Below are 26,806 nucleotides of genomic sequence, written 5' to 3'. Positions count from 1 at the left end.
ATTCTCTTCTTTCAAAAATAATCGATTGTGATAGCGAATTACTTCGACTTCGCGCTGATGATCGCTTCCGCAACGTTCTTCGGAGCTTCAGCGTAGTGCTTGAACTCCATCGTGTACGTTGCGCGACCTTGCGTCAGCGAACGCAGCGACGTGGAGTAGCCGAACATTTCCGACAACGGCACTTCGGCGCGCACGATCTTGCCGCCGCCAACCATGTCATCCATGCCCTGGATGATGCCGCGGCGACCCGACAGGTCACCCATCACGTTACCCATGAAGTCTTCCGGCGTTTCCACTTCCACGGCCATCATCGGCTCGAGCAGAACCGGATCAGCGCGGCGCATTGCTTCCTTGAACGCCATCGAACCGGCCATGCGGAACGCATTTTCGTTCGAGTCGACGTCGTGGTACGAACCGAACGTCAGCGTGACCTTCACGTCGACAACCGGGAAGCCTGCCAGCACGCCGCTCTTCAGCGTTTCCTGGATACCCTTGTCAACCGACGGAATGTATTCGCGCGGAATCACGCCGCCCTTGATCGCGTCGATGAACTCGTAGCCCTTGCCCAGTTCGCTGCGCTCGAGCGTAATGACTGCGTGACCATACTGACCACGGCCGCCCGACTGCTTGACGAACTTGCCTTCGACGTCCGCGGCCGACTTGCGAATGGTTTCGCGGTATGCCACCTGCGGCTTGCCGACGGTCGCTTCCACGCCGAATTCACGCTTCATCCGGTCGACGAGAATTTCGAGGTGGAGCTCGCCCATGCCCGAAATGATCGTTTGACCCGATTCTTCGTCGGTCTGCACGCGGAACGACGGATCTTCCTGAGCAAGACGGTTGAGCGCCAGGCCCATCTTTTCCTGGTCAGCCTTCGTCTTCGGCTCGACTGCCTGCGAAATCACCGGCTCCGGGAAAATCATGCGCTCGAGCACGATCGGATGTGCCGGATCGCACAGCGTGTCGCCCGTGGTCGCTTCCTTCAGGCCGACCGCAGCAGCGATGTCGCCTGCGCGAACTTCCTTGATTTCTTCGCGCTGGTTCGCGTGCATCTGCAGAATACGGCCGAGACGTTCCTTCTTGTCCTTGGTCGCATTGAGCAGCGTGTCACCCGAATTGACGACGCCCGAGTAGACGCGGAAGAAGATCAGCTGGCCGACGAACGGGTCGGTCATGATCTTGAACGCGAGTGCCGCGAACTTCTCGTCGTCGGCAGCACGGCGCTCCGTCTTCTCGCCGTTTTCGAGTTCGCCCGTAACCGGCGGAATATCGACCGGCGACGGCAGGAAATCGATCACGGCGTCGAGCATACGCTGCACGCCCTTGTTCTTGAACGCGGTACCGCACAGCATCGGCTGGATTTCGCACGCGATCGTACGGTCACGCAGACCCTTCACGATCTCGGCTTCCGACAGCTCGCCTGCTTCCAGGTACTTGTTCATCAGGTCTTCGTTCGACTCTGCAGCCGCCTCGACCATCTTTTCGCGCCATTCGTTGCACGTGTCGGCGAGTTCCGCCGGGATGTCCACGTAGTCGAACTTGGTGCCTTGCGACGCCTCGTCCCAAATGATCGCCTTCATCTTGATCAGGTCGACGACGCCCTTGAAGCCTTCTTCCGCGCCGATCGGCACCACGACCGGAACCGGGTTTGCCTTCAGGCGCAGACGGAGCTGGTCATAGACCTTGAAGAAGTTCGCGCCGGTACGGTCCATCTTGTTGACGAACGCGAGACGCGGCACCTTGTACTTGTTCGCCTGGCGCCACACCGTTTCCGACTGCGGCTGCACGCCGCCCACTGCGCAGTACACCATGCACGCGCCGTCGAGCACGCGCATCGAACGTTCCACTTCGATCGTGAAGTCGACGTGGCCCGGGGTGTCGATGATGTTGATGCGGTGTTCCGGATAGTTGCCGCCCATGCCCTTCCAGAAGGCCGTGGTAGCAGCGGACGTGATCGTGATGCCACGCTCCTGTTCCTGCTCCATCCAGTCCATCGTGGCTGCGCCGTCGTGGACTTCACCGATCTTGTGGTTCACACCGGTGTAAAACAGAATGCGCTCGGTCGTCGTCGTTTTGCCGGCGTCGATGTGAGCGCTAATACCGATATTGCGGTAGCGCTCGATAGGAGTCTTGCGAGCCACTTTGATCCTCTACTGGGATGGCGCGACGCAGCCCTGCTGCATCGCGCTTCAACACAAACGGGCGAGGCGCCTGAAAAGCGCACCCGCCCGGAATTTATTTCCGAAAAAGCCCAGCCAGGCGCTTAGAAACGGAAATGCGAGAACGCGCGGTTGGCTTCTGCCATGCGGTGAACTTCGTCGCGCTTCTTCATCGCGCCGCCACGGCCTTCGGCCGCTTCGGAGAGTTCACCTGCCAGGCGCAGAGCCATCGACTTCTCGCTGCGCTTCTTCGCAGCCTCACGCAGCCAGCGCATCGCCAATGCCATACGACGCGACGGGCGCACTTCGACCGGAACTTGATAGTTGGCACCACCAACGCGACGGCTCTTCACTTCGACCACCGGCTTCACGTTGTTGAGCGCAACCGTGAACACTTCCAGCGGGTCCTTGCCACCCTTGGTCTGGATCTGTTCGAATGCGCCATAAACGATGCGCTCTGCGACCGACTTCTTGCCGGACAGCATCAGCATGTTCATGAACTTGGCTACATCAACGTTGCCGAACTTCGGATCCGGCAACACTTCCCGCTTGGGGACTTCGCGACGACGCGGCATGATTCTTCCTTTACTTGTTCAGTTGGAGCTGGATCCAGCCCCGCGGCCACCAACAAACCCGATCACATCTTCAAGACTAACCAGCTTGGCCGGGTGACCACTTACTCGACAGCACCGGCAATCCGGCACTCCCGCCTCGACCGCCCTACGGCGATCCTTGATCAAAAACTGCTTACTTCGCAGCCTTTGCACGCTTCGCGCCGTACTTCGAGCGCGCTTGCTTACGATCCTTGACACCCTGGGTATCCAGCGAGCCGCGAACCATGTGGTAACGCACACCCGGCAAGTCCTTCACACGGCCGCCACGGATCAGCACAACCGAGTGTTCCTGCAGGTTGTGGCCTTCACCGCCGATGTACGAAATCACTTCGAAGCCGTTCGTCAGACGAACCTTGGCGACCTTACGGAGTGCCGAGTTCGGCTTCTTCGGCGTCGTCGTGTACACACGGGTGCACACGCCGCGACGCTGGGGGCAGTCCTGCAAGGCCGGGCTCTTGCTCTTCGTCGTTTCCGACTGACGGCCTTTGCGAACCAGTTGGTTGATGGTTGGCATTGTTTATTCCTGAAATTGAACAAAATCCGCGCATCGATTTCGGGCAAAGCGAGAATCGACGCACAGTTGACTTCCGGGCCGGCGAAACGGACGCGAACCTTGGAACGCGACCTGCCCCACCGAATACCGGAACCCAGCATAATATTCCGGAAATACCAACCAAGTCAACGGCTTGCGTGATTTACCGGACAGCCGCGTGGTTTACCGGAAGGGTCGGAACACCTGTGTCAGGCCGATTCGACGACGTCGATGATCTCGTCGCCGAAGCGTTCGAGCTTGCGCACGCCCATGCCGGGGATATGGCGCAGGTCGTCGATCGACTCCGGCGCGTTGCGCGCGATTTCCGCGAGCGTCGCGTCGTGGAAGATCACGTAGGCCGGCACGCCGTCCGTCTTCGCGGTTTCCGCACGCCACGCGCGCAGCGCGTCCCACCGTGCGCGCTCCCGCGTGCCCATGCCGGCCGTCGGATCGACGCGCGTGCCGCTGCGGCTCGACGACTGGCGCGTGCGTTGCGGCTTCACGTAGCGGCGCAGCGTGACCTTTTCCTCGTTCTTCAGCACGGGCTTCGCGGCCTCGGTCAGCACGAGCGCGCCGAAGCCGCCGTGATCGACGGCCAGGTAGCCGTACGCGACCAGCTGCCGGAAAATCGCGCGCCATTCGGGTTCCGACAGCGACGCGCCGATCCCGAACGTCGTGAGCTGGTCGTGGCCGCGCTGCAACACTTTCTCGGTACGCCCGCCGCGCAGGATCTCGATCAGATGGCTGGAGCCGAAATTGAAGCCGCTCGCGCGCTGCGCGCGGAACACGCACGACAGCGCCATCTGCGCCTCGCGCGTTGCGTCCCACGAATCGGGCGGCTCGAGGCACGTATCGCAGTTGCCGCACGGCCGGCTCTCTTCGCCGAAGTAGTTCAGCAGCCGCACGCGGCGGCACGAGATCGTCTCGCACAGCCCGAGCAGCGCGTCGAGCTTCGATGTCTGAACGCGCTTGTGGGCGTCGTCCGCATCGGACTCCTCGATCATCTTGCGTTGCTGGACGACGTCGCCGAGGCCATACGCCATCCACGCATTCGCCGGCATCCCGTCGCGGCCCGCGCGGCCCGTTTCCTGGTAGTAGCCTTCGACGCTCTTCGGCAGGTCCAGGTGAGCGACGAAGCGCACGTCGGGTTTGTCGATGCCCATGCCGAATGCGATCGTCGCGCACATCACGACACCTTCCTCGCGCTGGAACATTTCCTGGTGCTTCTGCCGCACCTCGAACTCCATGCCCGCGTGATAAGGCAGCGCGCGCACGCCCTGCGCCTTCAGCCACTCGGCCGTTTCCTCGACCTTGCGGCGCGACAGGCAATAGACGACGCCTGCATCCGTCGTGCCGTCGGCGTTCGTGTGTTCGGCGCGGATGAAGTCGAGCAGTTGCGAACGCGCGTTGTCCTTTTCGACGATCCGGTAGCGGATGTTCGGGCGATCGAAGCTCGATATGAACACGCGCGCGTCGTCGAGCGCGAGACGATGGATGATCTCGTCGCGCGTGATCTCGTCGGCCGTGGCGGTCAGCGCGATGCGCGGCACCGACGGGAATCGCTCGTGCAGCACCGACAGCTGGATGTATTCCGGGCGGAAATCGTGCCCCCATTGCGACACGCAGTGCGCTTCGTCGATCGCGAACAGGCCGATCTTCGCGCGTTCGAGCAACTCGAGGAACCGCCCCGTCATCAGCCGTTCCGGCGCGACGTACAGCAGGTCGATCTCGCCTTCGCGCAGCGCGCGCTCGGTCGCCGCGGCTTCGGCGCCCGACAGCGTCGAATTCAGGTACGCCGCGCGCACGCCGACTTCACGCAGCGCGGCGACCTGATCCTGCATCAGCGCGATCAGCGGCGACACGACGATGCCGGCGCCCTGCCCGGTCTCGCGGCGCAGCAGCGCCGGAATCTGGTAGCACAGCGACTTGCCGCCGCCGGTGGGCATCAGCACGAGACAATCGCCGCCGCTGGCGACGTGTTCGACGATCTCGCCCTGCTGGCCGCGAAATGCGGAATAACCAAAAACTTCGTCGAGAATTTCGAGGGCGCGGGACATGAATGAGAACGAGGACGGCAGAACGATGACCGCAAGTTTAACAACCCGCTCGCACGACGCGTGGCGAATCGTGCAATGTTGGCCAATCGGACAGGGTTCGTTCGCGTGCATGACCCGCCTGCAGCGGCCGCAGCCAGCGTTGCGCAGGCGCGTCATGCACGTGAACGACGGATAAAAAAAGGTTCATCGCGGAATTCCGGGGAACGCGGCGCGGATCTTGAGGAAGAAGTATTCCTCGTCGCGGTACCCGTAAGCCCTGCGCTTGATGACCTTGATAGTGTTGTTGATGCCTTCAACAACGCTGGTATTGAGCGGATGGCGGCAGCGAGTCACGATTCCATGCCAATACCCCTGCAAGCGCTGGGCGAACTTTTGCAGGGCGGCAATCCCGCTTTGCTGGGCCTGTTCGAACCATTGCCCCCAGGCTTTTTCCGCCCAGGCTGGCTTTCGGTAGAACCAGAGCCGCTTGAGTTCGTCGCGCAGCACATAGACGCATAGCAGCGATTGATTGGCGGCCAGCAGTTCCTTCAGGTGTACCGCCTGTTCTGGTTTCAAGTTATGGCGGTTGCGCAGCAACAGCCAGCGGCTGGACTTCAGAACCTTCCGCGCTGGTTTGTCATCTCGCAGTTGGTTGGCCTGATCCACCCGAACTCGGTCGATCACTTCGCGCCCGTACTTGGCCACGACGTGGTACAGATCGAAGACGATTTCCGCCTGCGGGCACTGTTCCTTGATCTCCAGCTCGTAGGCCGTGGTCATGTCGATCGCAACTGCTTCGATACGCTCGGCCACGCCTTCAGGGAGTTGTTCGAAGAAGGCTCGCGCCGTTTCGCGCGAACGTCCTGGCCCGACCCAGAGCACCTGCCGGCCGATCGGATCAACCACCACCGTGGCGTAGCGATGGCCTTTGTGCAGCGCGAACTCGTCCATCGCCAGATAGCGGATCGTCGACCAGTCCGGCTCGGCCACGCGTGCTCGCAGGCGCATCTTGTCGATCGATTTGACCGTGTGCCAGCCCAGATCGTAGAAGCCCGCCACCGCTTGTACGCTGGCCGCTTGCAGCAACTTCTCGCAAGCCTTGGCGAACCGCTCCGTCACTCGCTGGTAGCGGCCCAGCCACGCCAGCTTCTCCAGTCGCGGGCCGCCGCAGTGTTCGCACCAGACCCGGCGACGGGGAACGTGCAGCACCACCCGATATTCGAACAGCGGCAGATCGCGCACTCGACGAACCACCGTCTCATGGATTTGCTGGCAGCGTGCACCGCATTGCTCGCAGTACATGACCTTGCTGACCGGCCTCAGATATAGCGACAGCGTGCGCTCTTCTCCTTGCGGCCATTCCACCCGTTCCAACCGATAGCCGGTCCAGCAGCCCAGCGCCTGAAGTGCCTTTCGATCGAGCAATTGCTTCCTCCGACATCCTTAAAATCATGTGTCAGATTATGCAATCGCTCGAAAACGCTCCACGGTTTCCTACGATGAACCAAAAAAAAACCGCCCGGCAGAACCGGGCGGTTTCGATGACAGCGAGGCGAGGCGGCTCGCGCCGCCCGCGCTTACTCGGCTGCCGGGTGCTGTTGCGGCTCTTCGGCTGCCGGCGCGCTCGGCGTGCCGAAGTCGAATGCTTCTTCCGCTGCGATCTGGTCGAAACGCTCGCGATCCGACGATTCCTTCGCCTTGCGTGCCTTGTGGAACGCGAGACCCGTACCGGCCGGAATCAGACGGCCGACGATCACGTTTTCCTTCAGGCCACGCAGATCGTCGCGCTTGCCCATGATCGCCGCTTCGGTCAGCACGCGGGTCGTTTCCTGGAACGATGCCGCGGAGATGAACGAGTCGGTCGACAGCGATGCCTTCGTGATACCGAGCAGCACGTTGTCGTACGAAGCCGGACGCTTGTCCTCGGCGATCATGCGATCGTTCTCGTCCAGCATGTCGGAACGCTCGACCTGTTCGCCCGGGATGAAGCGCGTATCGCCGTTGTCGGTGATCTGCACACGACGCAGCATCTGGCGAACGATCACCTCGATGTGCTTGTCGTTGATCTTCACGCCCTGCAGACGGTACACGTCCTGCACTTCGTCGACGATGTAGCGCGACAGCGCCTCGATACCCTGCAGACGCAGGATGTCGTGCGGATCGGCCGGACCGTCCACGATCATTTCGCCCTTGTTGACGACCTGAGCATCGTGGACCAGCACCTGCTTTTCCTTCGCGATCAGGAACTCGTGCTGGTTGCCCTCGAGATCCGTGATGACGAGACGCTGCTTGCCCTTCGTGTCCTTACCGAACGACGTCGTGCCGGTGACTTCCGCCAGAATGCCGGCATCCTTCGGCGAACGCGCTTCGAACAGTTCCGCCACCCGCGGCAGACCGCCGGTAATGTCACGCGTCTTCTGCGCTTCGGTCGGGATACGTGCGAGCACTTCACCGACCTGCACCTGCTGGCCATCCTTCACGGTGATCAGTGCGCCGACCTGGAAGCCGATCTGCACTGCGTGCTCCGTGCCCGGAATCTTGACTTCGTCGCCGTTGGCGTCGAGCAGCTTCACCTGCGGACGCACGCTCTTCGAAGCCTGCGAACCGCGACGCTTCACGTCGATCACGACCAGCGTCGACAGGCCGGTCACGTCGTCGATCTGCTTCGCGACCGTCACGCCTTCCTCGACGTTCTCGAACTTCACCGTACCACCGTACTCGGTGATGATCGGGCGCGTCAGCGGATCCCACGTGGCGAGCTGCGTGCCGGCCTTGATGGTTGCGCCGTCGAGCTGCAGCAGCGTCGCGCCGTACGGCACTTTGTGACGCTCGCGCTCGCGACCGAAGTCGTCGGTGATCATCGCTTCGCCCGAACGGGAAATGACGATCTGCTCGCCCTTCGCGTTCGTGACGTAGCGCATCGTGGCCGTGAAGCGCACGATACCGTTGCTCTTCGCTTCAACCGAAGAAGCCACTGCCGCACGCGATGCCGCACCACCGATGTGGAACGTACGCATCGTCAGCTGCGTGCCCGGTTCACCGATCGACTGTGCCGCGATCACGCCGACTGCTTCGCCGACGTTCACGAGCGAGCCGCGGCCGAGGTCACGGCCGTAGCAGGCTGCGCACAGGCCGTAACGCGTTTCGCAGGTCAGCGGCGTGCGCACGCGCACTTCGTCGATGCCGAGGCGTTCGATTTCCTCGACCGCCGTTTCGTCGAGCAGCGTGCCCGATTCGTACAGCGTTTCCTGCGTTTCCGGGTTCACGACGTCCGCGACCGCGACGCGGCCGAGGATACGGTCGCGCAGCGCTTCGACGACTTCACCGCCTTCGACCAACGCCTTCATCGCGACGCCGTTCGACGTGCCGCAATCGTCTTCCACCACGACCAGATCCTGCGTGACGTCGACGAGACGACGCGTCAGGTAACCCGAGTTCGCGGTCTTCAGTGCCGTATCAGCCAGACCCTTACGTGCACCGTGGGTCGAGATGAAGTACTGCAACACGTTCAGGCCTTCGCGGAAGTTCGCGGTAATCGGCGTCTCGATAATCGAGCCGTCCGGCTTCGCCATCAGGCCACGCATACCGGCCAGCTGACGAATCTGCACCGCCGAACCCCGGGCGCCCGAGTCGGCCATCATGTAGATCGAGTTGAACGACTCCTGGCGCGTCTCGTTGCCGTCGCGGTCCGTCACCGGCTCCGTCGACAGCTGCTCCATCATCGCCTTGCCGACCGCTTCCGACGTCGCCGACCAGATGTCGACCACGTTGTTGTAGCGTTCCTGCGCGGTGACGAGACCCGACATGTACTGGCGGTCGTATTCCTTCACCTTCTTCGCGGCGTCACCGACGATCGTTTCCTTCTGCGGCGGCACGAGCATGTCGTCCACGCAGATCGAAATGCCGGCGCGCGTCGCGAGACGGAAACCCGACTGCATCAGCTGATCGGCGAACACCACCGTCGCGCGCAGACCGCACTTGCGGAACGCCGTGTTGATCAGGCGCGAGATTTCCTTCTTCTTCAGCGGCTTGTTCAGCACCGAGAACGGCAGGCCGTGCGGCAGGATCTCCGACAGGATCGCGCGGCCGACGGTCGTCGCGTACAGCGAGATCTTCGGCACGAATTCCGGCGCGCCTTCCGACGTGTCTTCGTTGCGGACCATTTCGGTGATCCGCACGTTGACGCGCGATGCGAGCTCGACTTCCTTGTTCTCGTACGCGCGGATCGCTTCCGACACGCCCGTGAACGACAGGCCTTCGCCCTTGCCGTTGATCGCTTCGCGGGTCGCGTAGTACAGACCCAGCACGATATCCTGCGACGGCACGATCGACGGATCGCCGTTGGCCGGGAACAGCACGTTGTTCGACGCAAGCATCAGCGTGCGCGCTTCCATCTGCGCTTCGAGCGACAGCGGCACGTGAACGGCCATCTGGTCACCGTCGAAGTCGGCGTTGAACGCCGCGCAGACGAGCGGGTGCAGCTGAATTGCCTTGCCTTCGATCAGCACGGGCTCGAACGCCTGGATACCGAGACGGTGCAGCGTCGGCGCACGGTTCAGCATCACCGGGTGCTCGCGGATCACCTCTTCGAGGATGTCCCACACCACCGGCGTCTGGTTCTCGACTTCCTTCTTCGCAGCCTTGATGGTCGTCGCGACGCCCATCACTTCCAGCTTGTTGAAGATGAACGGCTTGAACAGCTCGAGCGCCATCAGCTTCGGCAGACCGCACTGGTGCAGCTTCAGCGTCGGGCCGACCACGATGACCGAACGGCCCGAGTAGTCGACGCGCTTGCCCAGCAGGTTCTGACGGAAACGACCGCCCTTGCCCTTGATCATGTCGGCGAGCGACTTCAGCGGACGCTTGTTCGCGCCCGTCATCGCCTTGCCGCGACGACCGTTGTCGAGCAGCGAGTCGACGGCTTCCTGCAGCATCCGCTTTTCGTTGCGGACGATGATTTCAGGTGCCTTCAGCTCGAGCAGACGCTTCAACCGGTTGTTACGGTTGATCACGCGGCGATACAGGTCGTTCAGGTCCGACGTCGCGAAACGGCCGCCGTCCAGCGGCACGAGCGGACGCAGTTCCGGCGGCAGCACCGGCAGCACTTCGAGGATCATCCACTCGGGCTTGATGCCCGAGCGCTGGAATGCCTCGAGGACCTTCAGGCGCTTCGCGTACTTCTTGATCTTCGCTTCCGAGCCGGTGTTCTTCAGCTCGGTGCGCAGCGTCTCGACCTGTTCGTCGATGTTGATCGCGCGCAGCAGTTCACGCACGCCTTCCGCGCCCATCTCGGCACGGAATTCGTCGCCGTATTCCTCGACCTTGTTGTAGTAATCCTCTTCGGTCATGATCTGCCGCGCCTTCAGCGGCGTCATGCCCGGTTCGATCACCACGTATGCTTCGAAGTACAGCACGCGTTCGATGTCGCGCAGCGTCATGTCGAGCACCATGCCCAGACGCGACGGCAGCGACTTCAGGAACCAGATGTGCGCGACCGGCGAGGCCAGTTCGATATGGCCCATGCGTTCGCGACGCACCTTCGCCAGCGTCACTTCGACGCCGCACTTCTCGCAGATCACGCCGCGGTGCTTCAGACGCTTGTACTTGCCGCACAGGCACTCGTAGTCCTTGATCGGCCCGAAGATCTTCGCGCAGAAGAGACCATCGCGTTCCGGCTTGAACGTACGGTAGTTGATGGTCTCCGGCTTCTTCACTTCGCCGAACGACCACGAACGGATCTTGTCAGGCGAAGCCAGACCGATCTTGATCGCGTCGAAAACTTCTTCCTGTTGGACTTGCTTGAATAGATCGAGCAGAGCTTTCATTGCTTTCTCTCCGTAGTCCGATTAATTGCGGTCGAGATCGATGTCGATACCGAGCGAGCGGATTTCCTTCACGAGCACGTTGAAGGATTCCGGCATGCCTGCATCGATGACGTGATCACCCTTGACCAGGTTCTCATAGACCTTGGTCCGGCCGTTCACGTCGTCCGACTTCACCGTCAGCATTTCCTGCAGCACGTAGGACGCGCCGTACGCTTCGAGTGCCCACACTTCCATTTCACCGAAACGCTGGCCACCGAACTGTGCCTTGCCGCCCAGCGGCTGCTGCGTGACGAGCGAGTACGGGCCCGTCGAACGCGCGTGCATCTTGTCGTCGACCAAGTGGTGCAGCTTCAGGTAGTGCATGTAGCCAAGCGTCACGCGACGTTCGAACATTTCACCCGTGCGGCCGTCGTACAGACGGACCTGGTTCTTCGACGGGTTCATGCCGAGCTGTTCCGCGATGTCGTCCGGGAAGGCCAGATTGAGCATCTTGCCCATTTCTTCCTCGGTCGCACCGTCGAACACCGGCGTTGCGAACGGCACGCCTTCGCGCAGGTTCCGCGCGAGTTCGAGGATCTCGTCGTCGGTGAAGCTTTCCAGATCTTCCTGGCGGCCCGACTCGTTGTAGATCTTCGTCAGGAACACGCGCATTTCCTCGATCTTCGCCTGACGCTGCAGCATTTCGCCGATACGCCAGCCGAGACCCTTCGCGGCCCAACCGAGGTGCACTTCCAGAACCTGACCCACGTTCATCCGCGACGGCACGCCGAGCGGGTTCAGCACGACGTCTGCCGGACGGCCGTCGGCCATGTACGGCATGTCTTCGATCGGGACGATCTTCGACACGACACCCTTGTTACCGTGACGGCCTGCCATCTTGTCGCCAGGCTGCAGACGGCGCTTCACCGCGAGGTACACCTTGACCATCTTCAGCACGCCCGGCGGCAGTTCGTCGCCTTGCGTGAGCTTCTTGCGCTTCTCTTCGAACGCGAGGTCGAACTGGTGACGCTTTTCTTCGATCGAGTTCTTGATCGCTTCGAGCTGCGCCGCTGCCTCGTCGTCCGCCAGGCGGATGTCGAACCAGTGGTAGTGGTCGAGGTCTTCCAGGTAAGCCTGGTCGATCTTCGTGCCCTTCGCGAGCTTCTTCGGACCGCCGTTCGCGACCTTGCCCACGAGCATGCGCGCGAGACGCTGGAACGCGTCGCCTTCCACGATGCGCAGCTGGTCGTTCAGGTCGAGACGGTAGCGCTTCAGTTCATCGTCGATGATCTGTTGCGCACGCTTGTCGCGCTGGATGCCTTCACGCGTGAACACCTGGACGTCGATCACGGTACCGCTCATGCCCGACGGCACGCGCAGCGACGTGTCCTTCACGTCCGATGCCTTCTCGCCGAAGATCGCGCGCAGCAGCTTCTCTTCCGGCGTTAGCTGGGTCTCGCCCTTCGGCGTGACCTTGCCGACCATCACGTCGCCCGCTTCGACCTCCGCACCGATGTACACGATGCCCGATTCGTCGAGACGGCCGAGCTGGACTTCCGCCAGGTTCGAGATGTCGCGCGTGATTTCTTCCGGCCCGAGCTTCGTGTCGCGTGCAACGACGTTCAGCTCTTCGATGTGGATCGACGTGTAGCGATCGTCGGCCACGACCTTCTCCGAGATCAGGATCGAATCCTCGAAGTTGTAGCCGTTCCACGGCATGAACGCGATCAGCATGTTCTGGCCGAGCGCGAGCTCACCCAGGTCCGTCGAGGCGCCGTCGGCCAGCACGTCGCCGCGCGAAACCTTGTCGCCCATCTTCACGATCGGACGCTGGTTGATGTTCGTGTTCTGGTTCGAACGCGTGTACTTGATCAGGTTGTAGATGTCGACACCGACTTCACCTGCGACCGCTTCGTCGTCGTTCACGCGAATCACGATACGGCCTGCGTCGACATAGTCGACGACGCCGCCGCGGAACGCCTGAACCGTCGTGCCCGAGTCGACCGCACAAGTGCGCTCGATGCCCGTACCGACGACCGGCTTTTCCGGACGCAGACACGGCACGGCCTGACGTTGCATGTTCGAGCCCATCAGTGCACGGTTCGCATCGTCGTGCTCGAGGAACGGGATCAGCGAGGCTGCGACCGACACGATCTGCGACGGCGCCACGTCCATGTACTGGATACGGTCCGGCGTGACCATCATCGTTTCGCCGGCTTCACGCGACGACACGAGTTCGTCGATCAGCTGGCCGTTCTCGTCGATCGCGGCGTTCGCCTGCGCGATCATGTAGCGGCCTTCCTCGATCGCCGACAGGTAGTCGATCTGGTCGGTCACCTTGCTGTCCACGACCTTGCGGTACGGCGTCTCGAGGAAGCCGTACTCGTTCAGGTGCGCATACAGTGCGAGCGAGTTGATCAGGCCGATGTTCGGACCTTCCGGCGTTTCGATCGGGCACACGCGGCCATAGTGGGTCGGGTGCACGTCACGGACTTCAAAGCCTGCGCGCTCGCGCGTCAGACCGCCCGGGCCCAGTGCGGAAACACGGCGCTTGTGCGTGATTTCCGACAGCGGGTTGGTCTGGTCCATGAACTGCGAAAGCTGCGACGAACCGAAGAACTCGCGAATCGCCGACGAAATCGGCTTCGAGTTGATCAGGTCGTGCGGCATCAGGTTTTCGCTTTCGGCCTGGCCGAGGCGTTCCTTGACCGCGCGCTCGACACGCACGAGACCTGCGCGGAACTGGTTTTCCGCCAGTTCGCCGACGCAACGCACGCGACGGTTGCCGAGGTGGTCGATATCGTCCACTTCGCCCTTGCCGTTGCGCAGCTCGACGAGGATCTTGATCGTCGCGAGGATGTCGTCGTCCTGCAGCGTCATCGGGCCGGTGATCTCGTCACGGCTGACGCGGCGGTTGAACTTCATGCGGCCGACCTTCGACAGGTCGTACGCTTCTTCGCTGTAGAACAGACGGTTGAACAGTGCCTCGACCGCTTCTTCGGTCGGCGGCTCGCCCGGACGCATCATGCGGTAGATCGCGATGCGCGCTGCGGTGCGGTCGGTCGTTTCGTCGACACGCAGCGTCGACGAGATGTACGGGCCCTGGTCCAGATCGTTCGTGTAGAGCGTCTGGATGTCCTTGATGCCCGCTTCGCGCAGCTTCTCGAGCACGCTTTCCGTGACTTCGTCGTTCGCGCTCGCGATCACTTCGCCGGTATCGCCGTCGACGACGTTCTTCGCCAGCACGCGGCCGAGCAGATAGTCTTCCGGCACCGAGATGAACTTGGTCTTCGCGGCTTCGAGGTCGCGAATGTGCTTCGCGTTGATCCGCTTGTCCTTCTGGACGATGACCTTGCCGTCGCGATCCGTGATGTCGAAACGCGCGACTTCACCGCGCAGGCGCTCGGGCACGAACTCGAGTTGCGCGCCTTCGTCCATCAGCGTGAAGTTGTCGAAAACGAAGAAGTTCGCGAGGATCTGTTCCGGCGTGAGGCCGATGGCCTTCAGCAGGATCGTGACCGGCATCTTGCGGCGACGGTCGACGCGGAAGTACAGGATGTCCTTCGGATCGAATTCGAAGTCGAGCCACGAGCCGCGGTACGGAATGATCCGTGCCGAGAACAGCAGCTTGCCCGAGCTGTGCGTCTTGCCCTTGTCGTGTTCGAAGAACACGCCCGGCGAACGGTGCAGCTGCGAGACGATGACACGCTCGGTGCCGTTGATGACGAACGAGCCCGTCGGCGTCATGAGCGGAATTTCGCCCATGTACACTTCCTGCTCCTTCACTTCCTTGACGACCGGCTTGTTCGGCGATTCCTTGTCGAGGATGACAAGGCGGACCTTCGCGCGCAGCGCGGAGCAGTACGTCAGGCCACGCTGCTGGCATTCCTTGATGTTGAATGCCGGCGAGGACAGCGCATAGCTCACGAACTCGAGGCGCGCGAAACCGTTGTGCGAAACAATGGGAAATACCGATGTGAAGGCGGCCTGCAAACCTTCAGGCTTGCGTTGCGTCGCCAGCACATCGGCTTGCAGAAACGTGCTGAATGATTCAAGCTGGGTAGCCAGCAAGAACGGAACTTGGTGAACGATGGGGCGCTTCGCGAAACTCTTGCGAATGCGCTTCTTCTCGGTGAAGGAATATTGCATACGATCTCCGAATCACGGCGGGTGCTATCGAGGCGGAATACCTGGACGTTTCAAACCCGAGTGTTCACCGACTGAGACCCGATGGCCGTCCGACGGCTTGAACGAGCCGAGAAGCTTGGTGGTTGGCCGCTACCAACCGCTGGCTGACGGCAGCGGATGCCTGTGTTGCCCGCTACCCGACCAAACTTGCCTTCTGCAGTCGCTTCAGAAGACAAAGAGAAACGCCAATCGTGACCAACGACAACGATTAGACGGTTATCTTTGGCTTCTGGGGCCAATTATTCGGGCTCCCGAATGAGTGCCAGAATAACGTCCCCACAAAGCACAAAAAGGCCGGCGGTGAAAATACCGCCAGCCTTCGCACAGCGCGTCGAAACTTACTTGATTTCGACCTTCGCGCCTGCTTCTTCCAGCTTCTTCTTGGCTTCGTCAGCAGCAGCCTTGTCGACGCCTTCCTTGACGGGCTTCGGTGCACCGTCAACCAGGTCCTTCGCTTCCTTCAGGCCCAGGCCCGTCAGTTCGCGAACGGCCTTGATGACGCTGACCTTGTTGCTACCGGTTTCAGCCAGAACGACCGTGAATTCGGTCTTTTCTTCAGCAGCAGCAGCAGCGCCGCCGCCTGCCGGGCCAGCGACTGCCACTGCAGCTGCCGACACGCCAAACTTCTCTTCGAATGCCTTGACCAGTTCGTTCAGTTCCAGAACGGTCATCCCTTCGACTGCTGCCAGGATGTCTTCTTTTGCGATTGCCATTTGAAATACTCCTAAATTGAATTCGGATACAGCCAGCGATCAATGACGCTGATGCACGCTCGATTACGCAGCTTCTGCTTGCTTCTTCTCGGCCAGCGCGGCGAGTGCACGCGCGAAGCCCGAAACAGGCGCTTGCATAACGAACAGCAGCTTCGAGAGCAGTTCTTCGCGGCTCGGGATGCTTGCCAGCGCTTGCACGCCAGCCTTGTCCATCACCTTGCCATCGAACGAACCAGCCTTGATGACCAACTTGTCATTGCTCTTGCTGAAGTCGTTGACGACCTTAGCAGCAGCAATTGCATCTTCCGAGATGCCGTAGATCAACGGGCCAGTCATCTGCTCTGCCAGCGGAGCAAACGGCGTACCTTCAACAGCGCGACGCGCCAGCGTGTTCTTCAACACGCGCAGGTAAACCTGTTGCTCACGCGCTTGCGCGCGCAGCTTGGTCAGATCGCCAACCGCAATTCCACGATACTCAGCCAGCACAACGGTCTGGGCCTTCGCGACTTGCGCGGAAACCTCAGCGACGACGGCTTGCTTGTCTTCTCTATTAAGCGGCACGGTTAGCCTCCAGAAACGATACGTTCGGCGCGGCCGGCATGGCCGAAACCTCACGTACCTCGTTCAACAACGGCGTCCGACCTCGTTAGGAGTATTTCCACCTCACACCGCGAATCACTTCGCGGCCTGCGGCTTCACCACTGCAAAACTTTTTCGGGTTCGCCATCTGCGTTGGCTTGAATTAAGGGATCGCCTGCCTGCTGCGCCCCACCAACGGTCTTTGATAACCGGTTGCCCGCCTTACCGCACGAACAACCGCCCAAAGCCCATGAAGGCCGCTTCGCGAGCGAAGCGGCCCGAATACTTGCTTACTGTGCTGCCAGCGTAGCCTGGTCGACACGCACGCCGACGCCCATCGTGCTCGACAGTGCGATCTTGCGCAGGTACACGCCCTTGCTCGTTGCCGGCTTCGCCTTCTGCAGCGCTTCGATCAGCGCCGACAGGTTCGAACGCAGTGCGGTCGGCTCGAACGATGCACGGCCGATGGTCGCGTGGATGATACCGGCCTTGTCGACGCGGAATTGCACCTGACCAGCCTTCGCATTCTTGACGGCGGTTGCGACGTCCGGCGTGACCGTACCGACCTTCGGGTTCGGCATCAGGCCGCGCGGGCCGAGGATCTGACCCAGCGTACCGACGATACGCATCGTGTCCGGCGAAGCGATCACGATATCGAAGTCCATCTGGCCAGCCTTGATCTGCTCTGCCAGGTCTTCCATACCGACGATTTCCGCGCCTGCTGCACGCGCTTGCTCAGCCTTCTCGCCTTGCGCGAACACCGCAACGCGAACCGACTTGCCCGTACCGGCCGGCAGAACGACCGAACCACGAACGACCTGGTCCGACTTCTTCGCATCGATGCCGAGCTGGACTGCGACGTCGATCGACTCGTCGAACTTCGCGCTCGCGCATTCCTTCACGAGGCTCAGTGCGTCTTCGATCGCGTACAGCTTCTGACGATCAACCTTGGCGGCAAATGCCTGACGGCGCTTGGAGATCTTAGCCATTTACACGCCCTCCACAGTGATGCCCATCGAGCGTGCGCTACCAGCGATGGTGCGAACGGCTGCGTCCAGATCAGCTGCCGTAAGGTCCGGCATCTTGGTCTTCGCGATTTCTTCGGCTTGAGCGCGCGTGATCGAACCGACCTTGTCGGTGTGCGGCTTGCTCGAGCCCTTGTCCACCTTCGCCGCCTTCTTGATCAGGACGGTCGCCGGCGGCGTCTTCATCACGAACGTGAAGCTCTTGTCAGCGAATGCCGTGATGACCACCGGCACCGGCAGACCCGGCTCCATGCCTTGAGTCTGCGCGTTGAACGCCTTGCAGAACTCCATGATGTTCAGGCCGCGCTGGCCCAGTGCCGGACCGACCGGCGGCGACGGGTTGGCTTTACCTGCAGGAATCTGCAGCTTGATAAAGCCGACAATTTTCTTTGCCATTTGTAAACCTCGTTGGAACGCCAGACGACGTTCGGTGAGTGATAACGCGCTTTCGCCGCTGGCTACTGACGCTCCTCAACGGCCATAACGCGGACCGTAAGCGCGAAGGTGGGCAGCCAAGGCTGCCCACCGAATCGGGATCAAACTTTTTCGACCTGACCGAACTCGAGTTCGACCGGTGTTGAGCGGCCAAAGATGGTGACCGACACACGCACGCGCGATTTTTCGTAGTTGACTTCCTCGACGGTGCCGTTGAAGTCCGTGAAAGGACCTTCCTTGACACGCACCATCTCGCCAACTTCGAACAGGGTCTTCGGGCGCGGCTTTTCGACGCCTTCCTGCATCTGCGACATGATCTTCTCGACTTCCTTCGGGGAAATCGGGGTCGGGCGGTTACGCGCACCACCGACGAAACCGGTGACCTTCGCGGTATTCTTCACGAGGTGCCACGTTTCGTCCGTCATTTCCATTTCCACCAGCACGTAGCCGGGGAAGAAACGGCGCTCGGTCACAGCCTTGTGGCCGCCTTTGACTTCGACCACTTCTTCGGTCGGAACCAGGATCTGACCGAATTTGTCCTGCATGCCAGCACGTTCGATGCGCTCCTGAAGCGCGCGTTGCACGCTCTTCTCCATACCGGAGTAGGCGTGCACGACGTACCAACGTTTTCCGCTCGGGGATGCCGGAGTATCGCTCATATCATTTCCAACCCAGAATCGCCGAGAAAATCACCCATTCGATCGATTTGTCACTCAACCAGAGGAAAATCGCCATTACGAGCACGAAACCGAACACGACGAGTGTGGTTTGCGTCGCTTCCTTGCGGGTAGGCCACACGACCTTCCGGACTTCCTTGTACGAATCCTTGGCAAAGGCGATGAGGCTTTTGCCAGGTGCGGACATGAGCCCGACGGCCACGCCGGCGATGATACCTACCGCCAACGCGGCACCGCGGACATACCACTGCTGATTGGCCAGCCAGAAGAAGCCCACGAATCCGGCCAAGACCAACAATACGCCCAGGGCCAGCATCAGCTTATCGCCGGAGGTATTTACAGTTTCGACGGATGGATTCGCCATAACACCTTAAAACAAATGCCACGTAGGACACGTGGCTATTTTTTTGGCAGGGGCAGAGGGAATCGAACCCCCAACCTTCGGTTTTGGAGACCGACGCTCTGCCAGTTGAGCTATACCCCTAAACCATGTTGGGGCCGGCTGTTGCCAGCCCCAAAACTGTCGATCAACGAATAACTGGCTTACTCGATGACCTTGGCGACGACGCCGGCGCCGACCGTACGGCCGCCTTCGCGGATTGCGAAGCGCAGACCTTCTTCCATCGCGATCGGAGCAATCAGCTTCACCGTGATCGACACGTTGTCGCCCGGCATCACCATTTCCTTGTCCTTCGGCAGCTCGATCGAGCCCGTCACGTCCGTCGTACGGAAGTAGAACTGCGGACGGTAGTTGTTGAAGAACGGCGTGTGACGACCGCCTTCGTCCTTGCTCAGCACGTACACTTCAGCCGTGAAGTGCGTGTGCGGCGTGATCGAACCCGGCTTCGCCAGAACCTGGCCACGCTCCACGTCTTCACGCTTCGTGCCGCGCAGCAGGATACCAACGTTGTCGCCTGCTTGACCTTGGTCCAGCAGCTTACGGAACATTTCAACGCCCGTGCAGGTCGTCTTCACCGTCGGCTTGATACCGACGATTTCGATTTCTTCGCCGACCTTCACGACGCCGCGCTCGATACGACCCGTCACCACCGTGCCACGGCCCGAGATCGAGAACACGTCTTCCACCGGCATCAGGAACGCGCCGTCAACTGCACGCTCCGGCGTCGGGATGTACGTGTCCAGCGCATCGGCCAGGCTCATGATCGCCACTTCGCCCAGCTCGCCCGTGTCGCCTTCCAGCGCCAGCTTTGCCGAACCCTTCACGATCGGCGTGTCGTCGCCCGGGAAGTCGTACTTCGACAGGAGTTCGCGAACTTCCATCTCGACCAGCTCGAGCAGTTCAGCGTCGTCCACCATGTCGCACTTGTTCAGGAACACGATGATGTACGGAACGCCAACCTGACGCGCCAGCAGGATGTGCTCACGCGTTTGCGGCATCGGGCCGTCTGCTGCCGAGCAAACCAGGATCGCGCCGTCCATCTGTGCCGCGCCCGTGATCATGTTCTTCACATAGTCAGCGTGGCCCGGGCAGTCGACGTGTGCGTAGTGGCGGTTAGCCGTTTCGTACTCGACGTGTGCCGTGTTGATCGTGATGCCGCGCGCCTTTTCTTCCGGTGCCGCGTCGATCTGGTCGTATGCCTTCGCTTCGCCGCCGAACTTCTTCGTCAGCACCGTCGTGATCGCTGCCGTCAGCGTCGTCTTGCCGTGGTCAACGTGACCAATCGTACCAACGTTCACGTGCGGCTTGGTCCGCTCAAATTTACCCTTGGCCATTTTCGACTCCCAAAAGGAATTTCACAGGTTGCGCCGCGCGCAAACAGACACTGACTTGTACTGCTGGTGCCCATGGGCAGGATCGAACTGCCGACCTCTCCCTTACCAAGGGAGTGCTCTACCACTGAGCCACATGGGCGCTTTTACGCTTCAACTTCACGGTCTGGAGCGGGTGAAGGGAATCGAACCCTCGTCGTAAGCTTGGAAGGCTTCTGCTCTACCATTGAGCTACACCCGCACGGGCGACTAACGATTCCCTACCGCTCTTTCAGCTGATGTTCTTGGTGGAGGAGGTTGGATTCGAACCAACGTAGGCGTAAGCCAACAGATTTACAGTCTGCCCCCTTTAGCCACTCGGGCACCCCTCCGTAGAGAACTGACGATTATGGGGGTGCATCGCACCCCTGTCAAGCACATCCGGAAGATTATTTTCACTCTCTTCCTAACACTTGCTCAGCCACCGATCTTCGCCCCTTGCCCGGCTAAGGCAAGCACGCGATGTTGCCGATCGGCGCCACATCTTCGTCAGACTCCGTTTCCAGCGCCAAACTTCATCTGCGCTAAAAACGAAAGACCGCCATCATAAGGCCTCCGGCGCACAATGCCAAGCGGGTAAGCACAAATTTCCGCAAATTTCGTGCCGGACGGCGCCGGCGACCTCTTCTTCAGTGTTCGCGGGGGCTTCAGCTCGGTTATCGATGGATGGGCACGAGCCCCTTGCCGAGTGCCGCGGGGACGCCTCGTCACGCCCAATGGCCGGCACGCGCAATAGCATTGGCTCGTGAGCACTCCGGCATCCGCACCGGACATTGCGACTGTACTTTCGGCACGGGTTCCTGGTCGCCCCGCCCTGTTTTTGCCGACTTCTGCGGCACGCGCGATACCATCCCGGGTCACCTGCCCGCTCCCGGTTCCAATTCTCATGCGCCTGCTTGCTCTTGTGATGGCTTTCATGGCCTTGACCGCACATGCCACCGGCCCGGCTGATGCCTGGTGCCGCTCGAGCACGATCGCAAAGGTTCGCCAGCAGGCGCTGGCTGAAAGCCACGCAGCGGGACCTTCAAAGGCAGTCGCTGCGCTCGCTGCGTACGACCGGTTGAAGCCGGCGCTCGATGCCGGATGCCTGGGATCGACGCGCCTTGACTCGCCCTCGGTGCGCCCCGTGAATCAGGATGCGATCGCGTATGCGTGGCTACTCAACGACGCCTCCGCGTACCTGATCGCCGCAGGCGCCCGAGATGACCCGCCTCAAGACGAGTCCGGCAGCCCAGCCTGCCTCGGCGTGCTGCAGCCATTGCTAGGCGACGACATGCGCCCACGCGCTGGGGTGCCCCGCAACCTCGATGCCGCCATCGCGGCGAATGTCCTGCAGTGCGGCACTCGTTGCGTCGCCCCGTCGTGCAAACCGACCAACGTCAGCATCTGGTCGGCGTATCGCAGCGAATCCGCAGCGTACACACGGCATCCCGCATGCCCGTACGATGCCCGCGTCGTGCAGCTGAACGACGGAATCTGCGTCGGGTTCGACGCGGGCGCTTTCGCCACGCCCCATACGTACGACGAGGCCGGGAAACTGACATGCGACGATCGGTCGTCAACGTCCGCCACTCGTTGCCCGGCAATGCTCGTGCTGACTCGGGATCACGGCCGGAACACGACGCGCCGGTTTCCACCGGCCGAGCATTCCGCACTCAGTGATCCGAGTACCGCGTGCACGGTGCGATCGACCGGCGTCGACGCAGGCGGCACGCACTTCGCGTTGATGGGTGAAGGGCGAGACTGTTTCGGCGGCACCGCCTATTCGCTCATCGAAGAGATCTACGTGTTGCGAGACGGACAACCCGTGCTCGTCAGAAGGAACAGCGCCGACTTCTGATGGCAGCCTGCCCGCGAGCTCTCGCACGTCGTGGTTGGTGCCAAGATCGAGATTTTTTGCAGTGAGCTGCGCACGCCCCTGGCCTGGCCTCGAATGAAGCCAATTTCAATGATGATCGGTGGAGTGAGTCAAGAACGCAGCCTGATAGCAACACGGCGCCGGCCCTGGCAAAGTTCGGTCGCGCGGCTTCAACTGGTAACAACCGTTCTGAGCTCACGTCAAAAACATGCTGAAAGCTGGGCATGTGCGGCACACGACACCTGGCTCATGCGAACCGCGCCAAGGGCGCCGGCATGCGATGTAGCCGCAGAATAGCAATCGCAACTTTGGCAGATGATGCGTTCAGTATGGCATTGAACGGAGCAAGATAGCCGATCATTGAGCCGCGAGGGGACGCCACATCAGGCCAAGCCCGACGACGAACAAATCCGTGACGGAGGATTGCAGCGTAGGAGTTGGCGAGTGTAATCGGCCTAGCTGCCGACTCGATCGCTGTCGCCGCGAACCGTGGGGTGGGTAGGAAGATGTAGGTCTCGGCAGCGCGAGTTGTTGTTGCGTGGCCGACCGGAGTGCTCCGAGCACGTTTCGCCAACCGCGTGGGTGGCCGGCTCCGGACTGAATCAACGCCATCGAAGCGCCAGCTCGGGGGCCGCACCGCCCTTCACCGGCGTGCACATTTCCACCGCTCCAATGCAAAAACCCCCGCCTTTCGGGCGGGGGTTCTTGGCTTAGGGAGCCTGACGATTACCTACTTTCACACGGGAATCCGCACTATCATCGGCGTAGAGTCGTTTCACGGTCCTGTTCGGGATGGGAAGGGGTGGGACCGACTCGCTATGGTCATCAGGCAAAGAGGGTTGTCGCGTTGCTTCGCAGCGCGACCAATCGGGAAGAAGCAGTAATTTTGGGGTTGTGAGGTTGTATCTCACACGTACGCGGTTACTCAACCGCTGTACGTCGAGTGCCTTGCACTCGACGCTCGATGTCCGTAAGCGCTAAAGCGCTAACGGGCATCGAGACAGACTTGTTATAGGATCAAGCCTTACGGGCAATTAGTATCAGTTAGCTGAACGCATTACTGCGCTTACACACCTGACCTATCAACGTCCTGGTCTCGAACGACCCTTCAAGGGGATCTAGTCCCCAGGGATATCTCATCTTAAGGCGAGTTTCCCGCTTAGATGCTTTCAGCGGTTATCTCTTCCGAACATAGCTACCCGGCGATGCCACTGGCGTGACAACCGGTACACCAGAGGTTCGTCCACTCCGGTCCTCTCGTACTAGGAGCAGCCCCCTTCAAATATCCAACGCCCACGGCAGATAGGGACCAAACTGTCTCACGACGTTTTAAACCCAGCTCACGTACCTCTTTAAATGGCGAACAGCCATACCCTTGGGACCGGCTACAGCCCCAGGATGAGATGAGCCGACATCGAGGTGCCAAACACCGCCGTCGATATGAACTCTTGGGCGGTATCAGCCTGTTATCCCCAGAGTACCTTTTATCCGTTGAGCGATGGCCCTTCCATACAGAACCACCGGATCACTATGACCTGCTTTCGCACCTGCTCGACTTGTCGGTCTCGCAGTTAAGCACGCTTATGCCATTGCACTATCAGCACGATTTCCGACCGTACCTAGCGTACCTTCGTACTCCTCCGTTACGCTTTGGGAGGAGACCGCCCCAGTCAAACTGCCTACCATGCACTGTCCCCGATCCGGATCACGGACCAAGGTTAGAACCTCAAACAAACCAGGGTGGTATTTCAAGGACGGCTCCACCGAAACTAGCGTTCCGGTTTCATAGCCTCCCACCTATCCTACACAGATCGGTTCAAAGTCCAATGCAAAGCTACAGTAAAGGTTCATGGGGTCTTTCCGTCTAGCCGCGGGTAGATTGCATCATCACAAACACTTCAACTTCGCTGAGTCTCGGGAGGAGACAGTGTGGCCATCGTTACGCCATTCGTGCAGGTCGGAACTTACCCGACAAGGAATTTCGCTACCTTAGGACCGTTATAGTTACGGCCGCCGTTTACCGGGACTTCAATCAAGAGCTTGCACCCCATCATTTAATCTTCCGGCACCGGGCAGGCGTCACACCCTATACGTCCACTTTCGTGTTTGCAGAGTGCTGTGTTTTTATTAAACAGTCGCAGCCACCAGTTTATTGCAACCCCTTCACCCTTTGCCCGCAGGGGCATCAAGCTACAAGGGCGTACCTTATCCCGAAGTTACGGTACCAATTTGCCGAGTTCCTTCTCCCGAGTTCTCTCAAGCGCCTTAGAATACTCATCTCGCCCACCTGTGTCGGTTTGCGGTACGGTCATCATTAGACTGAAGCTTAGAGGCTTTTCTTGGAACCACTTCCAATTGCTTCGCTCCCTAAGGAGCTCGCGCCACACCCTTGAATCCTGCGCCCGGATTTGCCTAAGCGCCTTCTCCAATGCAGCGACCGGGACTTCCAACACCCGGACAACCTTCCGCGATCCGTCCCCCCATCGCATCTAACAATGGTGCAGGAATATTGACCTGCTTCCCATCAGCTACGCATTTCTGCCTCGCCTTAGGGGCCGACTCACCCTACGCCGATGAACGTTGCGTAGGAAACCTTGGGCTTACGGCGAGGGGGCCTTTCACCCCCTTTATCGCTACTCATGTCAGCATTCGCACTTCCGATACCTCCAGCACGCTTTTCAACGCACCTTCGCAGGCTTACGGAACGCTCTCCTACCATGCGTGCAAAGCACGCATCCGCAGCTTCGGTATATAGCTTAGCCCCGTTACATCTTCCGCGCAGGACGACTCGATCAGTGAGCTATTACGCTTTCTTTAAAGGGTGGCTGCTTCTAAGCCAACCTCCTGACTGTTTTAGCCTTCCCACTTCGTTTCCCACTTAGCTATATTTGGGGACCTTAGCTGGCGGTCTGGGTTGTTTCCCTCTTGACACCGGACGTTAGCACCCGATGTCTGTCTCCCGTGATTGCACTCTTCGGTATTCGGAGTTTGCTATGGCGGGGTAATCTGCAATAGACCCCCCAACCATGACAGTGCTCTACCCCCGAAGGTGAGACACGAGGCACTACCTAAATAGTTTTCGGAGAGAACCAGCTATTTCCAAGTTTGTTTAGCCTTTCACCCCTATCCACAGCTCATCCCCTAACTTTTCAACGTTAGTGGGTTCGGACCTCCAGTACGTGTTACCGCACCTTCATCCTGGCCATGGATAGATCACTTGGTTTCGGGTCTACGCCCAGCAACTGAACGCCCTATTCGGACTCGCTTTCGCTACGCCTGCCCTATACGGTTAAGCTTGCTACTGAACGTAAGTCGCTGACCCATTATACAAAAGGTACGCCGTCACCCCTTGCGAGGCTCCGACTGTTTGTATGCATGCGGTTTCAGGATCTATTTCACTCCCCTCCCGGGGTTCTTTTCGCCTTTCCCTCACGGTACTGGTTCACTATCGGTCGATCACGAGTATTTAGCCTTGGAGGATGGTCCCCCCATCTTCAGACAGGATTTCACGTGTCCCGCCCTACTTGTCGTACACCTAGTTCTTTCATACTGTTTTCGCCTACAGGGCTATCACCTGCTATGGCCGCACTTTCCAGAGCGTTCGGCTAACAATACAAATAAAGAGTACAAGGCTCATCCCATTTCGCTCGCCACTACTTTGGGAATCTCGGTTGATTTCTTTTCCTGCGGTTACTTAGATGTTTCAGTTCACCGCGTTCGCTTCGCATGGCCTATGTATTCAGCCATGGATACTCCAAAAGGAGTGGGTTTCCCCATTCGGACATCTACGGATCAAAGCTCGTTTGCCAGCTCCCCGTAGCTTTTCGCAGGCTACCGCGTCCTTCATCGCCTGTGATCGCCAAGGCATCCACCACATGCACTTGTTCGCTTGACCCTATAACGAGTCTGTCTCTCCGACAGTCGTTACAGGTTGAGTTTTCGCGTTGTGCCGTATTCCAATTGAGTCAAACATAGAGTTCGAATCATCTTGAGATACATCGATACAATCACAACCCGGATAGTTTTCACGTCCATCTCAAGACGCTTCCGCTATCCAAATTACTTACTTCTTCCAGATTGTTAAAGAACGACAGCCGATACTTTCGTACCGCTCTGACTGGCTCAATCGCCAATGGCAAATGCTCGTCTCACACGTCACTTACGTGTGATCCAAACGCTTCCCGTTGAAGATTGGTGGAGGCAGACGGGATCGAACCGACGACCCCCTGCTTGCAAAGCAGGTGCTCTCCCAGCTGAGCTATGCCCCCATGAGTACAGATTCCTCAGGTACTACCGCCAGACAAGACAATGGTGGGTCTGGTTGGATTCGAACCAACGACCCCCGCCTTATCAAGACGGTGCTCTAACCGACTGAGCTACAGACCCCTGAGTCTGTCTTTAATTTACAGCCGATAA

Annotated in this window: 16 protein-coding genes, 6 tRNA genes and 2 rRNA genes; 2 read left to right on the top strand and 22 right to left on the bottom strand. The window is 60.1% G+C overall.

The window, feature by feature from the left end:
• Positions 1-38: 38 nt before the first annotated feature.
• Positions 39-2,123, bottom strand: coding sequence for an elongation factor G (gene fusA, locus ACN22W_RS01710; RefSeq protein ID WP_240674415.1), 2,085 nt, complete (start codon positions 2,121-2,123; stop codon positions 39-41).
• On the opposite strand from fusA, the gene ACN22W_RS01705 reads away from it, so the two are divergent.
• Positions 2,010-2,267: a hypothetical protein gene (locus ACN22W_RS01705; protein WP_240674427.1), complete on the top strand. Its 258-nt coding sequence runs from the start codon at positions 2,010-2,012 to the stop codon at positions 2,265-2,267. The genes fusA and ACN22W_RS01705 overlap by 114 nt on opposite strands.
• Here ACN22W_RS01705 and rpsG read toward each other — a convergent pair.
• The 17 genes from rpsG to ACN22W_RS01620 form a co-directional block, all read right to left on the bottom strand.
• On the bottom strand, positions 2,264-2,734 hold the full coding sequence (gene rpsG, locus ACN22W_RS01700) for a 30S ribosomal protein S7 (protein WP_006477195.1): 471 nt from the start codon (positions 2,732-2,734) through the stop codon (positions 2,264-2,266). The genes ACN22W_RS01705 and rpsG overlap by 4 nt on opposite strands.
• 172 nt (positions 2,735-2,906) lie before the next feature.
• Complete coding sequence (rpsL, locus tag ACN22W_RS01695) at positions 2,907-3,287, bottom strand: 30S ribosomal protein S12 (RefSeq protein WP_006400662.1); 381 nt, start codon at positions 3,285-3,287, stop codon at positions 2,907-2,909.
• A gap of 227 nt (positions 3,288-3,514) precedes the next feature.
• Positions 3,515-5,362, bottom strand: coding sequence for a DNA helicase RecQ (gene recQ, locus ACN22W_RS01690; RefSeq protein WP_129513517.1), 1,848 nt, complete (start codon positions 5,360-5,362; stop codon positions 3,515-3,517).
• Positions 5,363-5,545: 183 nt separating this feature from the next.
• On the bottom strand, positions 5,546-6,766 hold the full coding sequence (locus tag ACN22W_RS01685) for an ISL3 family transposase (protein ID WP_419684184.1): 1,221 nt from the start codon (positions 6,764-6,766) through the stop codon (positions 5,546-5,548).
• Between the two features lie 152 nt (positions 6,767-6,918).
• Positions 6,919-11,166, bottom strand: coding sequence for a DNA-directed RNA polymerase subunit beta' (gene rpoC / locus ACN22W_RS01680; protein WP_343494075.1), 4,248 nt, complete (start codon positions 11,164-11,166; stop codon positions 6,919-6,921).
• Positions 11,167-11,187: 21 nt separating this feature from the next.
• A complete protein-coding gene (rpoB, locus tag ACN22W_RS01675; RefSeq protein WP_129513515.1) occupies positions 11,188-15,294 on the bottom strand; it encodes a DNA-directed RNA polymerase subunit beta in 4,107 nt (1,368 codons plus the stop codon).
• A 377-nt stretch (positions 15,295-15,671) separates the two neighbouring features.
• Complete coding sequence (gene rplL, locus ACN22W_RS01670) at positions 15,672-16,046, bottom strand: 50S ribosomal protein L7/L12 (protein ID WP_129513514.1); 375 nt, start codon at positions 16,044-16,046, stop codon at positions 15,672-15,674.
• A 63-nt stretch (positions 16,047-16,109) separates the two neighbouring features.
• Positions 16,110-16,607: a 50S ribosomal protein L10 gene (gene rplJ, locus ACN22W_RS01665; protein WP_129513513.1), complete on the bottom strand. Its 498-nt coding sequence runs from the start codon at positions 16,605-16,607 to the stop codon at positions 16,110-16,112.
• 308 nt (positions 16,608-16,915) lie between these two features.
• A complete protein-coding gene (rplA, locus tag ACN22W_RS01660) occupies positions 16,916-17,614 on the bottom strand; it encodes a 50S ribosomal protein L1 (RefSeq protein ID WP_006482906.1) in 699 nt (232 codons plus the stop codon).
• A complete protein-coding gene (rplK, locus tag ACN22W_RS01655; RefSeq protein ID WP_006753591.1) occupies positions 17,615-18,046 on the bottom strand; it encodes a 50S ribosomal protein L11 in 432 nt (143 codons plus the stop codon). It abuts the gene before it with no gap.
• Between the two features lie 140 nt (positions 18,047-18,186).
• Positions 18,187-18,744 (bottom strand): transcription termination/antitermination protein NusG, encoded by a 558-nt coding sequence (nusG, locus tag ACN22W_RS01650; protein ID WP_006400672.1) that lies wholly within the window; start codon positions 18,742-18,744, stop codon positions 18,187-18,189.
• Between the two features lies 1 nt (position 18,745).
• Positions 18,746-19,126, bottom strand: coding sequence for a preprotein translocase subunit SecE (gene secE, locus ACN22W_RS01645; protein ID WP_006482892.1), 381 nt, complete (start codon positions 19,124-19,126; stop codon positions 18,746-18,748).
• Positions 19,127-19,170: 44 nt separating this feature from the next.
• A tRNA-Trp gene (locus tag ACN22W_RS01640) sits at positions 19,171-19,246 on the bottom strand.
• 59 nt (positions 19,247-19,305) lie between these two features.
• Positions 19,306-20,496 carry an elongation factor Tu gene (gene tuf, locus ACN22W_RS01635; RefSeq protein ID WP_129513512.1) on the bottom strand — a complete coding sequence of 397 codons (1,191 nt, stop codon included), beginning with the start codon at positions 20,494-20,496 and terminating at the stop codon, positions 19,306-19,308.
• 64 nt (positions 20,497-20,560) lie between these two features.
• Positions 20,561-20,635 (bottom strand) — tRNA-Thr (locus ACN22W_RS01630).
• Positions 20,636-20,660: 25 nt separating this feature from the next.
• Positions 20,661-20,734, bottom strand: a tRNA-Gly gene (locus ACN22W_RS01625).
• A 44-nt stretch (positions 20,735-20,778) separates the two neighbouring features.
• A tRNA-Tyr gene (locus ACN22W_RS01620) sits at positions 20,779-20,864 on the bottom strand.
• Between the two features lie 554 nt (positions 20,865-21,418).
• Here ACN22W_RS01620 and ACN22W_RS01615 point away from each other — a divergent pair.
• The gene (locus ACN22W_RS01615; protein WP_419685897.1) at positions 21,419-22,372 is read left to right on the top strand and encodes a hypothetical protein; all 954 of its coding nucleotides are present in this window, start codon (positions 21,419-21,421) and stop codon (positions 22,370-22,372) included.
• 735 nt (positions 22,373-23,107) lie between these two features.
• On the opposite strand, the gene rrf is transcribed toward ACN22W_RS01615, so the two are convergent.
• The 4 genes from rrf to ACN22W_RS01595 all read right to left on the bottom strand — a co-directional run bounded on the left by rrf (position 23,108) and on the right by ACN22W_RS01595 (position 26,776).
• Positions 23,108-23,220: ribosomal RNA gene (rrf, locus tag ACN22W_RS01610) — 5S ribosomal RNA — on the bottom strand.
• Positions 23,221-23,403: 183 nt separating this feature from the next.
• Positions 23,404-26,285 (bottom strand): 23S ribosomal RNA (locus ACN22W_RS01605).
• A gap of 297 nt (positions 26,286-26,582) precedes the next feature.
• Positions 26,583-26,658: transfer RNA gene (locus tag ACN22W_RS01600), tRNA-Ala, on the bottom strand.
• Positions 26,659-26,699: 41 nt separating this feature from the next.
• A tRNA-Ile gene (locus ACN22W_RS01595) sits at positions 26,700-26,776 on the bottom strand.
• Positions 26,777-26,806 lie beyond the last annotated feature (30 nt).

Origin of the sequence: Burkholderia theae, assembly GCF_048565265.1 — a bacterium.
GTDB lineage: Bacteria > Pseudomonadota > Gammaproteobacteria > Burkholderiales > Burkholderiaceae > Burkholderia > Burkholderia theae.
The sequence above is the reverse complement of the archived record's forward strand: the minus strand, read 5'-3'. Positions and strand labels throughout refer to the sequence as shown.

Bases quoted from the DNA above. Each gene is read 5' to 3' on its own strand.
- rpsG (WP_006477195.1), bottom strand. From the start codon at position 2,734: ATGCCGCGTCGTCGCGAAGTCCCCAAGCGGGAAGTGTTGCCGGATCCG.
- rpsL (WP_006400662.1), bottom strand. From the start codon at position 3,287: ATGCCAACCATCAACCAACTGGTTCGCAAAGGCCGTCAGTCGGAAACG.
- recQ (WP_129513517.1), bottom strand. From the start codon at position 5,362: ATGTCCCGCGCCCTCGAAATTCTCGACGAAGTTTTTGGTTATTCCGCA.
- rpoC (WP_343494075.1), bottom strand. From the start codon at position 11,166: ATGAAAGCTCTGCTCGATCTATTCAAGCAAGTCCAACAGGAAGAAGTT.
- rpoB (WP_129513515.1), bottom strand. From the start codon at position 15,294: ATGCAATATTCCTTCACCGAGAAGAAGCGCATTCGCAAGAGTTTCGCG.
- rplL (WP_129513514.1), bottom strand. From the start codon at position 16,046: ATGGCAATCGCAAAAGAAGACATCCTGGCAGCAGTCGAAGGGATGACC.
- rplA (WP_006482906.1), bottom strand. From the start codon at position 17,614: ATGGCTAAGATCTCCAAGCGCCGTCAGGCATTTGCCGCCAAGGTTGAT.
- rplK (WP_006753591.1), bottom strand. From the start codon at position 18,046: ATGGCAAAGAAAATTGTCGGCTTTATCAAGCTGCAGATTCCTGCAGGT.
- nusG (WP_006400672.1), bottom strand. From the start codon at position 18,744: ATGAGCGATACTCCGGCATCCCCGAGCGGAAAACGTTGGTACGTCGTG.
- secE (WP_006482892.1), bottom strand. From the start codon at position 19,126: ATGGCGAATCCATCCGTCGAAACTGTAAATACCTCCGGCGATAAGCTG.
- tuf (WP_129513512.1), bottom strand. From the start codon at position 20,496: ATGGCCAAGGGTAAATTTGAGCGGACCAAGCCGCACGTGAACGTTGGT.
- ACN22W_RS01615 (WP_419685897.1), top strand. From the start codon at position 21,419: ATGCGCCTGCTTGCTCTTGTGATGGCTTTCATGGCCTTGACCGCACAT.